Below are 14,988 nucleotides of genomic sequence, written 5' to 3' on the forward strand. Positions count from 1 at the left end.
GAAATACCGTACATTTTTCGCGGAAATATTTTAACAGGATCACACTTTTGTCGTGCAAATATAATTGTGTGATCTACACTCAATATCAGACGCATTATTCGCCTGCATTCCAGCAATTCAGGCGACTTTTCATTGCCATTTACAAAAAATATTAATCCGCTCACATTCGCGCTCAGCCCTTATATCACGGGAAGTCCCGCCACCTGGCCTTTGGCAATATTCATGCCACAACCAAATTCAGGGTTGTCTCAGATTCTCAGTATGTTAGGGTAGAAAAAGGTCACTATTTCCATCAGGTAATATATCGATACAAACAAATAACAGGAATCATTCTATTGCATGGCAATTAAATTAGAAGTTAAAAATCTCTATAAGATATTTGGAGAGCATCCGCAGAGAGCCTTCAAATATATTGAAAAAGGACTTTCAAAAGAGCAGATTCTGGATAAAACGGGGCTATCGCTTGGCGTTAAGAACGCCAGTCTGGCCATTGAAGAAGGCGAGATATTTGTCATCATGGGATTATCCGGTTCGGGTAAATCCACAATGGTACGCCTTCTCAATCGCCTGATTGAACCCACCCGCGGGCAGGTATTGATTGACGGCGTAGACATCGCCCGGATATCCGATGCTGAGCTTCGCGAGGTGCGCAGAAAAAAGATTGCGATGGTGTTCCAGTCCTTTGCCCTGATGCCGCACATGACGGTGCTGGACAATACGGCATTCGGCATGGAATTAGCCGGTGTTGGTGCGGATGAACGTCGTGAAAAAGCGTTAGATGCGCTACGTCAGGTTGGTCTGGAGAATTATGCTCACGGATACCCGGATGAACTTTCCGGGGGTATGCGCCAGCGTGTAGGCCTCGCCCGCGCATTAGCCATTAACCCTGATATCTTATTAATGGATGAGGCCTTCTCAGCCCTCGATCCATTAATTCGTACTGAGATGCAGGATGAACTGGTAAAACTACAAGCGAAGCATCAACGCACCGTGGTCTTTATATCGCATGATCTCGACGAAGCTATGCGTATTGGCGACAGAATTGCCATTATGCAAAACGGTGAAGTGGTCCAGGTCGGCACGCCGGATGAAATCCTGAATAATCCAGCCAATGATTATGTACGCACCTTCTTCCGTGGCGTTGATATTAGCCAGGTCTTCAGTGCGAAAGATATTTCACGCCGTAGCCCCGAAGGTTTAATTCGTAAAACGCCCGGGGTGGGTCCACGTTCGGCGCTGCAATTATTGCAGGACAAAGATCGCGAATATGGTTACGTGATCGAACGCGGCAATAAATTCGTTGGCGTTGTTTCAATCGACTCCTTAAAAACAGCGTTAAGTCAGGCGCAAGGTATTGAAGCAGCATTGATCGATGAGCCGTTAGCCGTAGATGCACAAACTCCTCTCAGCGAGTTGCTTTCTCATGTCGGCCAGGCCCCGTGCGCGGTGCCGGTTGTTGATGAGGAACAGCAGTATGTGGGCGTCATTTCAAAACGCATGCTGTTACAGGCTTTAGATCGTGAGGGGGTAAACAATGGCTGATCAAACTAATCCGTGGGATACCACACCAGTGGCCGACAGCGCCGCACAAACTGCCGATGCCTGGAGCACGCCATCCGGTGCGCCCACTGATGGCGGTGGCGCGGACTGGCTGACCAGCGCCCCCGCGCCGGCACCAGAGCATTTCAATATTATGGATCCGTTCCATAAAACGCTGATCCCACTGGACAGCTGGGTCACAGAGGGGATCGACTGGGTCGTTACCCATTTCCGTCCGGTCTTCCAGGGCATTCGTGTCCCGGTGGATTACATTCTCAACGGTTTTCAACAGCTGCTGTTAGGTATGCCAGCCCCGGTGGCGATTATCCTGTTCGCGCTGATTGCCTGGCAAATTTCCGGCGTTGGGATGGGCGTTGCTACGCTGATTTCCTTGATTGCCATCGGTGCCATCGGCGCGTGGTCGCAGGCCATGATAACCCTGGCGCTGGTGTTGACCGCGTTGCTGTTCTGCGTGGTGATCGGTCTGCCGATGGGGATCTGGTTGGCGCGCAGTCCACGGGCAGCAAAAATTGTTCGCCCGCTGCTGGACGCCATGCAAACCACACCCGCGTTTGTCTATCTGGTGCCGATTGTCATGTTGTTCGGTATTGGTAACGTCCCGGGCGTAGTGGTGACGATTATCTTCGCCCTGCCGCCAATCGTACGTCTGACTATTCTGGGAATTAACCAGGTGCCAGCCGATCTGATTGAAGCCTCGCGTTCGTTTGGTGCCAGCCCGCGTCAGATGCTGTTTAAAGTGCAGCTCCCGCTGGCAATGCCCACCATTATGGCCGGGGTTAACCAGACGCTGATGCTGGCGCTCTCAATGGTCGTCATCGCGTCGATGATTGCCGTTGGCGGGCTGGGTCAGATGGTTCTGCGCGGAATTGGTCGTCTGGATATGGGGCTTGCCACCGTCGGCGGAGTTGGGATTGTGATCCTCGCTATCATTCTGGATCGCCTGACGCAGGCCGTTGGTCGCGATTCGCGTAGCCGCGGCAACCGTCGCTGGTACACCACTGGTCCCGTTGGGCTTATCACTCGCCCTTTCACGAAGTAATTCACCCGTTGCCCGGTGGCGCATTGCTTACCGGGCCTACACGTCCCTCCAATAATTAAGGAACAACGATGCGACAGAAAGCAATTATTGCCACAGCGTTTGCCACCCTTGTCTCCACCAGCACTTTCGCTGCCGACCTGCCGGGCAAAGGCATCACCGTACAGCCAATCCAGAGCACTATCTCTGAAGAATCCTTCCAGACGCAGTTAGTCGCTCGTGCGCTGGAGAAACTGGGTTACACCGTTAACAAAACCAGCGAAGTTGACTACAACGTCGGCTATACCTCCATTGCCTCTGGCGATGCAACTTTTACCGCCGTGAACTGGCAGCCGCTGCATGATGATATGTACGCCGCGGCGGGCGGAGACAAAAAGTTTTATCGCGAGGGGGTATTCGTTACGGGTGCCGCACAGGGTTATCTGATCGACAAAAAAACCGCTGAGCAGTACAAAATCACCAATATCGCCCAGTTAAAAGATCCGAAGATCGCCAAAATCTTTGACACCAACGGTGACGGAAAAGCCGATATGATGGGCTGTTCACCAGGCTGGGGTTGTGAAGCAGTAATCAACCACCAGAACAAAGCTTTCGATTTGGAAAAAACCGTCGAAGTCAGCCACGGTAACTATGCAGCAATGATGGCTGACACCATTACCCGCTTCAAAGAAGGTAAACCCATTCTTTACTACACCTGGACACCGTACTGGGTCAGCGACGTAATGAAGCCGGGTAAAGATGTGGTCTGGCTGCAGGTGCCGTTCTCTTCCCTGCCAGGCGAGCAGAAAGATATTGATACCAAGCTGCCAAACGGCGCCAACTACGGCTTCCCGGTGAACACGATGCATATTGTCGCCAATAAAGCCTGGGCAGAGAAAAACCCGGCTGCGGCGAAACTGTTTGCCATCATGAAGCTGCCGCTGGCGGATATCAACGCGCAGAACGCAATGATGCACGACGGGAAAGCGTCTGAAGCCGACGTGCAGGGTCACGTTGACGGCTGGATCAAAGCCCACCAGCAGCAGTTTGACGGCTGGGTGAACGAAGCGCTGGCCGCGCAGAAATAACCCACTCGTAGGCCTGATGAGCGTAGCGTCATCAGGCACAATAACCATACCAATGCCGGATGGTGGCGCGATGCGCCTTATCCGGCCTATCCACCCTCCTCCAATCGCACAATCCATCACTCAACAAATCAGCAACATTTAATCACTTCCGTTATGATTGTTTTCTGCAATCCATTATTCAGTTGAAAACCATGACGAAAACAACTCAGGGACTTAGCCCTTCGCTAATCCTGTTAATGTCTATCGCCACCGGCCTCGCCGTCGCCAGTAACTATTATGCGCAGCCGCTGCTCGACACCATCGCACGCAACTTTTCGCTCTCTGCCAGTACCGCAGGGTTTATCGTCACCGCGGCCCAGCTCGGCTACGCCGCCGGCCTGCTGTTCTTAGTGCCGCTCGGCGATATGTTTGAACGCCGGATGCTGATTGTCTCCATGACGCTGTTAGCGGCTGGTGGCATGCTGATCACCGCCAGCAGCCAGTCGCTGGGTATGCTGATCCTTGGTACTGCCCTGACCGGGCTGTTCTCGGTCGTGGCACAGATTTTGGTTCCGCTGGCGGCAACACTTGCCACACCGGACAAGCGCGGTAAGGTCGTCGGCACGATTATGAGCGGCCTGTTGCTAGGTATTCTACTGGCGCGCACCGTGGCGGGATTACTGGCGAATCTTGGCGGCTGGCGCACCGTATTTTGGGTCGCATCAGTATTAATGGCGCTGATGGCGGTTGCACTGTGGCGCGGCCTGCCGAAGATGAAATCCGATACCCATCTCAACTATCCGCAGCTGTTAGGCTCCGTATTCAGCCTGTTTATTCACGATAAATTGCTGCGTACCCGCGCGATGCTGGGCTGCCTGACTTTTGCCAATTTCAGTATTCTGTGGACCTCGATGGCGTTTTTGCTCGCCGCACCGCCGTTTAACTATTCGGAAGGAATGATTGGTCTGTTCGGTCTGGCGGGTGCCGCAGGGGCGTTAGGCGCACGTCCGGCGGGCGGTTTTGCCGATAAAGGTAAATCCCACCTGACCACAACTATGGGGCTGCTATTACTGCTGCTCTCCTGGCTTGCTATTTGGTTTGGGCATGCTTCAGTCCCCATGCTGATTATCGGTATTCTGGTGTTAGACCTCACCGTTCAGGGAGTGCACATCACCAACCAGACGGTTATCTATCGCATTCATCCTGACGCGCGTAATCGCCTGACAGCCGGATACATGACCAGCTATTTTATTGGCGGAGCGGCAGGTTCGCTGATTTCAGCCTCTGCCTGGCAGCATGCCGGGTGGGCTGGCGTTTGTCTGGCAGGTACGACCGTTGCCATACTCAACCTGTTGGTCTGGTGGCGAGGTTTTCACCGTCAGGAAGCCGTAAATTAAGCGTATAACGCATGTTTACCGCTGATTGGGCTCCACAGGGTGTTAAGGAGCCCATCAGTCTGCTAAGGTTATAACTCATTGAACCAAGTTATATTAATTTCGGTAATGAAACCTATAACCCTATGGAAAGCCCTGTACCCCAGTCTGAATCCAGTTCGGCAACGTTAACGGAAGGATTCAAAGACAGCCTGCCAATTGTTATCAGCTATATTCCGGTCGCTTTTGCATTTGGTCTCAATGCCACTCGCCTTGGCTTTACGCCGGTTGAAAGCGTCTTTTTCTCCTGCATTATCTATGCGGGAGCCAGCCAGTTTGTCATTACCACCATGCTCGCCGCAGGCAGTTCGCTGTGGGTCGCCGCGCTGACCGTCATGGCCATGGATGTCCGTCATGTTTTGTACGGCCCTTCCCTGCGTAGTCGGATCGCCCAGCGACTGAGTAAACCCAAAAGCGCGCTGTGGGCTTTTGGCCTTACCGATGAAGTCTTTGCCGCTGCAACGGCGAAACTGGTACGGGATAACCGGCGCTGGAGTGAAAACTGGATGATCGGCATTGCGCTATGCTCCTGGGCCTCCTGGGTGTTTGGTACGGTGCTCGGCGCGTTTTCCGGCAGTGGTTTACTCAAAGATTACCCGGCGGTTGAAGCGGCACTGGGCTTCATGCTCCCGGCGCTGTTTATGAGCTTCCTGCTCGCGTCATTCCAACGAAAACAGGCGCTCTGCGTGACTGCGGCCCTGGCCGGGGCGCTGGCTGGCGTCATGCTGTTTTCCATCCCTGCCGCTATCCTTGCAGGTATTGTCTGTGGATGCCTGACGGCGCTCATCCAGTCATTTTGGCAAGGAGGTCCTGATGAGCTATGAAGTTCTGCTACTTGGCCTGTTGGTCGGCTGCGTAAATTACTGTTTTCGCTATTTGCCGCTCCGTCTTGGGGTCGGCAATGTTCGCCCGACGAAGCGCGGCGCGGCGGGCATATTACTCGACACTATTGGCATTACATCAATTTGCGCCCTGCTGGTGGTGTCTACCGCGCCAGAAGTGATGCACGACGCTCGTCGGTTCGTGCCTACTCTGGTGGGGTTTGTCATACTGGGTGCAAGCTTCTATAAGACCCGCAGCATCATCATTCCAACGTTACTGAGTGCTCTGGGCTATGGATTAGCCTGGAAAATGCTGGTTGTCTTATAGATAAAAACAATCATTTTAAATTAATAATACATTTACTTTATTTGTCACTGTCGTTACTATATCGGCTGAAATTAATGAGGTTATACCCAAATGGATAGTTCGTTTACGCCCATTGAACAAATGCTAAAATTTCGCGCCAGCCGCTACGAAGAGTTCCCTTATCAGGAAGTGCTTCTGACTCGTCTATGCATGCACATGCAGGGCAAGCTGCTGGAAAATCGCAATAAGATGCTGAAAGCTCAAGGGATTAACGAGACGTTGTTTATGGCGTTGATTACGCTGGAGTCTCAGGAAAACCACAGTATTCAGCCTTCTGAACTGAGTTGTGCGCTTGGCTCGTCACGTACTAACGCTACCCGCATCGCGGATGAGTTAGAAAAACGTGGCTGGATCGAACGTCGCGAAAGCGATAACGATCGCCGCTGTCTGCATCTGCAATTGACCGAGAAAGGCCATGCATTTTTGCAAGAGGTGTTACCGCCTCAGCATAATTGCCTGCACCAGCTCTGGTCGTCTCTTAGCACCACCGAAAAAGATCAGCTTGAGCAAATTACCCGTAAACTTCTGACCCGTCTTGATCAGATGGAGCAGGATGGCGCGGTGTTAGAAGCGCTGCGCTAAGGCGTCGACTCGCTCAGAAATCCAGATTTATAAATGAAAAAACCGACAGGCCAGCACGCATACTGCTGGCCTGTCTGATAAACAGGTCGGCTCAGCCGATGTGAATAAAAAGAAGATCGTGGAGAAAAACATGAGCGCAAATGCGGAGACTCAAACCCCGCAGCAACCGGTCAAGAAGAATGGCAAACGTAAAAGTCTGCTTCTCCTTCTGACCTTGCTCTTTATTATCATTGCCGTGGCATATGGGATTTATTGGTTTTTAGTACTGCGTCATTACGAAGATACAGATGATGCGTACGTGGCAGGGAACCAGGTTCAAATCATGGCGCAGGTATCAGGCAGCGTGACGAAAGTCTGGGCTGATAACACTGACTTTGTAAAACAAGGCGATGTGCTGGTCACCCTCGACCAGACAGATGCCAAACAGGCATTTGAAAAAGCCAAAACTGCGCTGGCCTCCAGCGTGCGTCAGACGCACCAGTTGATGATCAACAGCAAGCAGTTACAGGCCAACATTGAAGTGCAGAAAACAGCTCTGACGCAGGCACAAAGCGATTTTAATCGCCGTGTCCCGCTGGGCAATGCCAACCTGATTGGCCGCGAAGAGCTGCAACATGCGCGTGATGCCGTCGCCAGCGCTCAGGCTCAGCTTGATGTCGCAATCCAACAATATAATGCTAACCAGGCAATGATTCTCGGCAGCAAGCTGGAAGATCAACCCGCCGTACAACAGGCCGCCACCGAAGTGCGCGATGCCTGGCTGGCGCTGGAACGTACCAGAATTGTCAGCCCAATGACCGGTTATGTATCCCGTCGCGCCGTACAGCCTGGTGCGCAGATTAGCCCAACCACGCCGTTAATGGCGGTTGTTCCGGCCACCAACCTGTGGGTGGATGCCAACTTCAAAGAAACACAGCTCGCCCACATTCGTATTGGCCAACCCGCGACGGTTGTCAGCGATATTTATGGCGATGACGTGAAATATACCGGTAAAGTTGTCGGCCTCGATATGGGAACGGGCAGCGCCTTCTCCTTGCTGCCAGCACAAAACGCGACCGGTAACTGGATCAAAGTCGTCCAGCGTCTGCCGGTGCGTATCGAACTGGATGCGCAGCAACTGGCACAGCATCCTCTGCGGATCGGTTTGTCTACGCTGGTTACAGTCGATACCTCCAATCGTGACGGACAAATTCTGGCAAGCCAGGTCCGCACCACGCCAGTATCAGAAAGTAATGCACGTGAAATCGACCTTGCTCCGGTCAATAAGATGATCGAAGAGATCGTGCGGGCCAACGCGGGCTAATTCAAAGGTGCGTGTGATGCAACAGCAAAAACCGCTGGAAGGCGCGCAGCTCGTCATAATGACGATCGCGCTGTCCCTGGCGACATTCATGCAGGTGCTGGACTCCACCATTGCTAACGTGGCGATCCCCACTATCGCCGGGAACCTCGGCTCTTCATTGAGCCAGGGAACCTGGGTGATCACCTCATTCGGGGTAGCGAACGCTATCTCTATTCCGATCACCGGCTGGCTGGCAAAACGCTTTGGCGAAGTAAGACTCTTTATGTGGTCAACTATCGCCTTCGTCATTGCGTCATGGGCATGCGGGATGTCCACCAGCCTGAACATGCTGATTTTCTTCCGCGTAATCCAGGGTATTGTCGCCGGTCCATTAATTCCGCTGTCACAGAGCCTGTTGCTGAATAACTATCCACCCGCCAAGCGTTCCATCGCCCTCGCGCTATGGTCGATGACGGTGATTGTTGCCCCGATATGTGGTCCTATTCTGGGGGGCTATATCAGCGACAACTATCACTGGGGCTGGATATTTTTTATCAACGTGCCAATCGGGGCTGCGGTGGTATTGATGACCCTGCAAACCCTGCGCGGCCGGGAAACCAAAACCGAGCAGCGGCGCATTGACGCCATTGGTCTGGCACTGCTGGTCATCGGTATCGGCAGTTTGCAGATTATGCTCGACCGCGGCAAAGAGCTGGACTGGTTCGCCTCGCAGGAGATTATCATCCTGACGGTGGTCGCCGTGGTTGCTATCAGCTTCCTGATCGTCTGGGAGCTTACCGACGAGCACCCGATTGTCGATCTCTCGCTGTTTAAGTCGCGCAACTTTACCATCGGCTGCCTGTGTATTAGCCTGGCCTATATGCTCTACTTCGGCGCAATCGTCCTGCTGCCGCAGCTGTTGCAGGAGGTATACGGCTATACGGCAACCTGGGCTGGTCTGGCGTCCGCGCCGGTAGGGATTATTCCGGTGATCCTGTCGCCAATTATCGGCCGCTTTGCGCACAAGCTGGATATGCGTCGGCTGGTGACGTTCAGTTTTATTATGTACGCCGTCTGTTTCTACTGGCGTGCGTGGACGTTCGAGCCGGGTATGGACTTTGGCGCATCGGCCTGGCCGCAGTTTATTCAGGGGTTCGCAGTAGCCTGCTTCTTTATGCCGCTGACGACCATTACGCTGTCCGGTTTACCGCCTGAGCGTCTGGCGGCTGCATCGAGCTTGTCTAACTTTACGCGAACGCTGGCCGGCTCTATTGGTACATCGATTACAACAACGATGTGGACTAACCGTGAGTCGCTGCACCATGCTCAGCTAACGGAATCTGTTAACCCCTACAATCCAAATGCACAGGCTATGTACGATAAGCTGCAGGATTTAGGGATGACGCACCAGCAGGCGTCAGGATGGATAGCTCAGCAGATCACTAATCAGGGTCTGATTATTTCCGCCAACGAAATCTTCTGGATGTCGGCGGGTATCTTCCTGGTTTTGCTTGGTCTGGTGTGGTTCGCTAAACCACCCTTCGGCGCGGGCGGCGGCGGCGGTGGAGCGCACTAATAGCGATTTGTCGGTACTGAGAATCAAAACCCAATATAGATATTGAATCTATATTGGGTTCAATTCATTGACTCATTCAATATAAATTAATGCTAAACCAGAGCAGTTTTTGATATTTTTCGTTGTCTCTTAGTAAGAGAATCACCTTAGTGATAAACCAATCAATAAGGCGATGTCAATGGACAACATTAATGCTTTAGCACAAAAACATATAGATATACTGGTAAGCGCTGCAATGAGCCCAGACGATAAAACATTGCACAAAGAAGCAACTAAACTACATGGCGTAGTCGAGTGTCTGAAGTACATTTTTACTTTTGGAATTAAGGACTCAGGGGAGAAGCGTCTTAAGTCAGTCATCAATAGTCTCGCGAGCTCTTTGGCTTCAGAGGGTATGTCCCCGCGAAAAACACTGAACAGTATTATTGATAAACCCAACATTTCTATTAGATTCACTATTGATAAGTCAGAAAAATCGCTACAAGGTGAATATGAATTATGTATAAGTAAGGACACGGACGGAGCATACTTACTGAATATTAGTGAAGAAAACGTATCTGAACCATTAGAATTACAATTAAGTGAAGCGCAGTTCATATCAGGGACCAGGTATTTTAGTACCATATATTTTCTGGATACAAACAACCTATCAGAAGCCCAACAAAAATATATTGATACTGGATGCCTCGATCTATCAGGGGAAGATTTAAGCGAACTTGATATGAGCGATTTGGATTTGAGTAATGCTGACCTTTCCGAGGCAAATCTAAGTAGAACAAGTATAGCAACTGAACAACTACTTGATACTAGTTTAATACGTGACAATTTTAGCGAAGATAATCAGCCTGAAGCAGCAGCAAGGTTGAATGAGATAATGTTGTTGGGAAAAAATATCTTCAGTAAAAATAATAAATTATTCGAATCCATTAAGAACATGGCTAAACCAGAGTGTCAACAATTGTTTAGTAAAACCTTGATTGAAGAAAAAAATTCGAACATGATGGTTTCATATTCAATCGCAGGAAGCATTATTGCTAATGAATCAATAGTACATTATACCATGCAGAAATTTTCAGAAGCAGGAATGGGTAACTTAAAGCAGGTTCTCGACAAATTTTCAAAACTCTTTTTTGAACAACCTGCTGTATATAGAGATATCATTCCTGTCGAATCAAGCCTTAGAAAAATAACAACTCTAGCTGCATGGAATGAAGCCGTACAATCCGGTAGTTACTTTGATGCAGATAAACTGGCATTACTTTCGGAAGGACTCCGTAGGACCACAGAATACCAGAATTTCATCAAGGGTCTAAAAAATGATCTGGAATCATTTGGGATCACTGAAAAAGAGAGTTATTTAAAAATACTGGACAAATGCGAGATTATGATGGGCGAATATGACTATGTTACCAATCCCAAAATACCAAAAGAAACCTTAAAAAACGTAAAATTTTTAGAAGACGTAGAAATCTTAGGGCAATATATCTCTTTTCATAGAGAGTTTGCCAATTCAATTGGTGCTATTTTGGAAAGCTAAAGAAGCTAAAGATAAAATTCAACAGAGCTTACAACAACATTCTGACGATGTCATTTAAAGGTGCGATGGCCACGCGTATTGATAAAAAAAGCCAGTTCATCTGAACTGGCTTTTTTATATCGACTGGAGCCTATTATTTGTAGACCAGATGAGAAGCGTGAGCTTCACCATCCAGCATGACAACTAAATATGCAGTTCCTGCAATTTCTCTTTCGGCAGCGCCAGCTCTTCATTGCTGTTCACGCGTACATCACGCTCCAGAATATGACGCGCGATATCCTGTGCTTCGCTAAGAGAGTGCATCTGATACGTACCGCACTGGTAAACGTTCAGCTCAGGGATCTGGTTCTGATCCTGTACTTTCAGCACGTCCGCCATTGCCGCTTTCCACGCATCGGCAACACGCTGCTCGTCCGGCGTACCAATCAGGCTCATGTAGAAACCGGTACGGCATCCCATCGGAGAGATATCAATAATCTCAACGCCATTACCGTTCAGGTGGTTACGCATAAAACCTGCAAACAGGTGCTCCAGCGTATGGATACCTTTCTCAGGCATGACTTCTTTGTTCGGAATGCAGAAACGCAGATCAAACACGGTGATTGCGTCGCCATGCGGGGTATTCATCGTTTTTGCAACCCGGACCGCGGGAGCTTCCATCCGGGTGTGATCGACAGTAAAACTATCTAACAACGGCATTTAGCCACCTCCGATAAATTTTTTAAAAATAATCTGAACTCTTTGTTCCGGGGCGAGTCTGAGTATATGAAAGACGCGCATTTGTTATCATCATCCCTGTTTTCAGAGATGAAATTTTGGCCACTCCCGAGTGGCCTTTTTCTTTTGTATCAAGCGTGCTTTTCCAGCCACACGCTAAACGGCTCAGTATCAGCCGCTTCTATCTCCTGCTGACGACGCTTCGAAGCCTCGGTTTCAGCAATAAATTCAGCTTCCTGCAATATTTCTAATGGCTCTTCACGCAGCAGATTTCGGTAAGCCTCACCCAGCGCTTTGCCCGTACCGCCAATGCCTTCATCAATCATAGACCGTAGGATCCGGGCAGAGAAAGTCAGTTCAGGATTGTCAAAACAGACAACCAGTTCATCACAGACCTTCTGATACTCCTCTCCCCCATCGATGCTGTCCAGCGTTTGTGCCACGCGTTTCAGATCGCGGAACAAATCTTTCCCAACCTTAGGCAGCGGGAACTGGGCTGTTTCACAGCCAATACCTAACGTCAGTCCAGGCTTACGCCCTTCGAGAATCACACGATTCCAGTTTTTACGTGTACACAGCAATTCATCACTGCTCATTTCCGGGGCATCGGCCAGCGCACACCAGACCATAAACAGATCGAGGAAGCGTACCTGCTGCTCGTCCACGCCGATCGGTGAGAACGGGTTGATATCCAGCGAGCGTACTTCGATGTACTCGATACCGCCACGCAGAAGCGCATCAGATGGTGTTTCACCACGACGAGTAACGCGTTTCGGGCGGATAGGCGCATACAGCTCATTTTCAATCTGCAGAACGTTGCTGTTGATTTGCAGACGCTTACCGTCTTTCTCCAGACCGATCGCCGCGTACTCCTCGGAAGGAGTCTTAATCGCACGCTTTAATCCTGCCACATACTCATGCAAATCGTTAAACGTAATTCCGAGATTGCTTTGCGACTTATTGGTATACCCCAAATCACTCAGACGCAGCGATGTCGCGTACGGCAGGTAGTACATCCCGCAGTCGGTTTTTTCAAACGGCAGGGTTGTCGGTTTTCCTTGCAGGAATGAGGAACAAATGGCCGGAGAGGCGCCAAACAGATACGGGATCACCCAACCAAAACGGTAGTAGTTGCGGATCAGACGGAAGTAGCCCGCGGAGATCTTCTCTTTAGCATCTTCGCCTTCGGTTACGCCGCACTTCGCCTGCCAGAAAGCCATTGGCAGCGAGAAGTTGTAGTGTACGCCCGAGATTGTCTGCATCAACGCACCGTAACGGTTTTTAAGGCCTTCACGGTACAGCGTCTTCAGACGACCGGTGTTCGACGTGCCGTACTGCGCCAGTTCGATATCCTGGCCTTCGGCAATATAGCAAGGCATGCTCAACGGCCACATACGCTCGTCGCCCAGGTTTCTGGCGGTATAACGATGCAGGTCGCGCATGAATGTGAGCATTTTCTCAATGTCATCGCCTGGCGGAGTGATAAATTCCAGCAGCGCTTCGGCAAAGTCAGTAGTTATCCATTTATGCGTTAGCGCTGAGCCTAACACCTCAGGATGGCCTGTCGTTGCTAATGACCCATCTGCATTAACACGCAGCGTTTCACGCTCCAGACCACGTTGAATCCCCTTTAACGCCTGAGGATGGTTTTCCAGCCAGGCCAGCGCCTGTGATACGTCCGGGATCAAATTGACCTCCCGCCTGTCAAAATCGTTTTAATTAGCATAATGGTATTGGTTACCCTGAAGGCTATCTCACAACACAATTAGTGCCACCACATAATGCCTTGCGTCGTAACCGCTGCGACAACAACATAGCGCAGCGCCTTGCCAAGGCATAAGAAAAAGAGAACTGGACCCCACGAGATGCGCATCCATCCGGCTAACAGGCACAATAAATCACCTACAACCGGCATCCAGCTTAATAATAGTGTGACAGCGCCATAGCGCTGCAGCCAGCCAGTGGCTTTTTCTTGCCAGCGCGATGTTTTACGCAAAGGAAAGAAACGCCCAAGGATAACGTTAGTTAACCCTCCAAGGCTATTACCCATTGTTGCTGTTAAGACTAAGACCCAGGGATGACTTATCCCGGAGACCAGCAAAGCAACTAAAACGACTTCAGAATTACCGGGTAATAGCGTGGCGCTGAGAAAACTGCTGGCAAACAGTGACAGGAGCGACAGTCCATCACTCACAATAACCGGACATCCACGGCGTCCATTCCCGCAGCGTGCGCCGCCTGTATTCCAAAATCGGCATCTTCAAAAACGACGCAACGCGCCGGAATAACCCCCATACGTTCGGCACAAAGCAAAAACGTATCAGGAGCAGGTTTGTGGCGTTGTACGTGATCGGCTGCGACGACAGCATCAAAATAGCGACGCAGTCCAAGGTGAGCGAGCAGCGCTTCTGCAATTGCGCTTTCACTCCCCGTTCCTACCGCCATAGGCCGACGCCCATGCCAGGCTTTCACGACGTCAACCAACGGCAGAGGCTGGACGCTATCCAGCAACATGCTTTTCACCTTGTCAGTTTTCTCGCGCGCTAAGGCATGGGGGTCAAGATCGGCATGATTCAATTCAATTACCGACTGGGCAATACGCCACGTTGGGGAGCCGTTGAGGGCGACCATGGCTTGTTCATCAAAACGCAGCCCATAATGCCCCAATACCTCATGCCACGCCTTACGGTGCGTTGGCTCAGTATCCAGGATGGTGCCATCCATATCAAAAATCAAACCCGCATAACGTTCGTACATCGTCTTCTCACAAGCCGAATGACCAGACGTTATTTTATCGTAATTGATTGATTTTGTCGCTGACAGCGAATTGAAGGGTGTTCAGAGAGTATGTGGAAATAATTTAAAGGGGGAGATGGTGCATCCGGGAGGATGACTCACTAGCGTTCGCCCTGCGGACCGTTGCTGGAGCAACGTTATCCTTCCTGGTGCTCGCGATTATCTCGCAGACCATGAAACAACAGTTTTGCTGCTATCTCGGAGAAGATGGTGCATCCGGGAGGATTCGAACCTC

General features: G+C 50.7%; 14 protein-coding genes. 10 read left to right on the plus strand and 4 right to left on the minus strand.

Going from position 1 to position 14,988, the window contains the following annotated elements:
- The first annotated feature begins 339 nt into the window (after positions 1 to 339).
- The 10 genes from proV to OGV57_RS08410 all read left to right on the plus strand — a co-directional run bounded on the left by proV (position 340) and on the right by OGV57_RS08410 (position 11,240).
- Complete coding sequence (gene proV, locus OGV57_RS08365) at positions 340 to 1,542, plus strand: glycine betaine/L-proline ABC transporter ATP-binding protein ProV (RefSeq protein ID WP_003037282.1); 1,203 nt, start codon at positions 340 to 342, stop codon at positions 1,540 to 1,542.
- A complete protein-coding gene (proW, locus tag OGV57_RS08370; RefSeq protein WP_003846040.1) occupies positions 1,535 to 2,599 on the plus strand; it encodes a glycine betaine/L-proline ABC transporter permease ProW in 1,065 nt (354 codons plus the stop codon). Before proV ends, proW begins: the two co-directional genes overlap by 8 nt.
- A 68-nt stretch (positions 2,600 to 2,667) precedes the next feature.
- Positions 2,668 to 3,663, plus strand: coding sequence for a glycine betaine/L-proline ABC transporter substrate-binding protein ProX (gene proX / locus OGV57_RS08375; protein ID WP_003037288.1), 996 nt, complete (start codon positions 2,668 to 2,670; stop codon positions 3,661 to 3,663).
- Positions 3,664 to 3,854: 191 nt separating this feature from the next.
- Positions 3,855 to 5,039, plus strand: coding sequence for an MFS transporter (locus OGV57_RS08380; RefSeq protein WP_003839673.1), 1,185 nt, complete (start codon positions 3,855 to 3,857; stop codon positions 5,037 to 5,039).
- 122 nt (positions 5,040 to 5,161) lie between these two features.
- The gene (locus OGV57_RS08385) at positions 5,162 to 5,899 is read left to right on the plus strand and encodes an AzlC family ABC transporter permease (protein WP_003839672.1); all 738 of its coding nucleotides are present in this window, start codon (positions 5,162 to 5,164) and stop codon (positions 5,897 to 5,899) included.
- Positions 5,889 to 6,224, plus strand: a complete 336-nt coding sequence (ygaH, locus tag OGV57_RS08390) for an L-valine transporter subunit YgaH (protein WP_054528723.1) — start codon at positions 5,889 to 5,891, stop codon at positions 6,222 to 6,224. The genes OGV57_RS08385 and ygaH overlap by 11 nt, the downstream gene beginning before the upstream one ends.
- Before the next feature lie 90 nt (positions 6,225 to 6,314).
- A complete protein-coding gene (gene emrR / locus OGV57_RS08395) occupies positions 6,315 to 6,845 on the plus strand; it encodes a multidrug efflux transporter EmrAB transcriptional repressor EmrR (protein WP_003037300.1) in 531 nt (176 codons plus the stop codon).
- Positions 6,846 to 6,975: 130 nt separating this feature from the next.
- Positions 6,976 to 8,148 (plus strand): multidrug efflux MFS transporter periplasmic adaptor subunit EmrA, encoded by a 1,173-nt coding sequence (emrA, locus tag OGV57_RS08400; protein WP_016150872.1) that lies wholly within the window; start codon positions 6,976 to 6,978, stop codon positions 8,146 to 8,148.
- Positions 8,149 to 8,164: 16 nt separating this feature from the next.
- The gene (gene emrB, locus OGV57_RS08405) at positions 8,165 to 9,703 is read left to right on the plus strand and encodes a multidrug efflux MFS transporter permease subunit EmrB (RefSeq protein ID WP_003037306.1); all 1,539 of its coding nucleotides are present in this window, start codon (positions 8,165 to 8,167) and stop codon (positions 9,701 to 9,703) included.
- A gap of 178 nt (positions 9,704 to 9,881) precedes the next feature.
- Positions 9,882 to 11,240 carry a pentapeptide repeat-containing protein gene (locus tag OGV57_RS08410; RefSeq protein ID WP_054528724.1) on the plus strand — a complete coding sequence of 453 codons (1,359 nt, stop codon included), beginning with the start codon at positions 9,882 to 9,884 and terminating at the stop codon, positions 11,238 to 11,240.
- Between the two features lie 183 nt (positions 11,241 to 11,423).
- Here OGV57_RS08410 and luxS read toward each other — a convergent pair whose 3' ends face one another.
- The 4 genes from luxS to yqaB form a co-directional block, all read right to left on the minus strand.
- Entirely contained in the window at positions 11,424 to 11,939 is a 516-nt protein-coding gene (gene luxS / locus OGV57_RS08415; protein WP_003037312.1) for an S-ribosylhomocysteine lyase, read from the minus strand.
- Between the two features lie 149 nt (positions 11,940 to 12,088).
- Positions 12,089 to 13,645, minus strand: a complete 1,557-nt coding sequence (gene gshA / locus OGV57_RS08420) for a glutamate--cysteine ligase (protein ID WP_003037314.1) — start codon at positions 13,643 to 13,645, stop codon at positions 12,089 to 12,091.
- A 77-nt stretch (positions 13,646 to 13,722) separates the two neighbouring features.
- Positions 13,723 to 14,151: a YqaA family protein gene (locus OGV57_RS08425; protein WP_003037317.1), complete on the minus strand. Its 429-nt coding sequence runs from the start codon at positions 14,149 to 14,151 to the stop codon at positions 13,723 to 13,725.
- The gene (gene yqaB / locus OGV57_RS08430) at positions 14,148 to 14,714 is read right to left on the minus strand and encodes a fructose-1-phosphate/6-phosphogluconate phosphatase (RefSeq protein WP_044699675.1); all 567 of its coding nucleotides are present in this window, start codon (positions 14,712 to 14,714) and stop codon (positions 14,148 to 14,150) included. Before yqaB ends, OGV57_RS08425 begins: the two co-directional genes overlap by 4 nt.
- Positions 14,715 to 14,988: the final 274 nt, after the last annotated feature.

The organism is Citrobacter sp. Cf087, from assembly GCF_030334285.1.
Classification (GTDB): Bacteria; Pseudomonadota; Gammaproteobacteria; order Enterobacterales; family Enterobacteriaceae; genus Citrobacter; species Citrobacter freundii.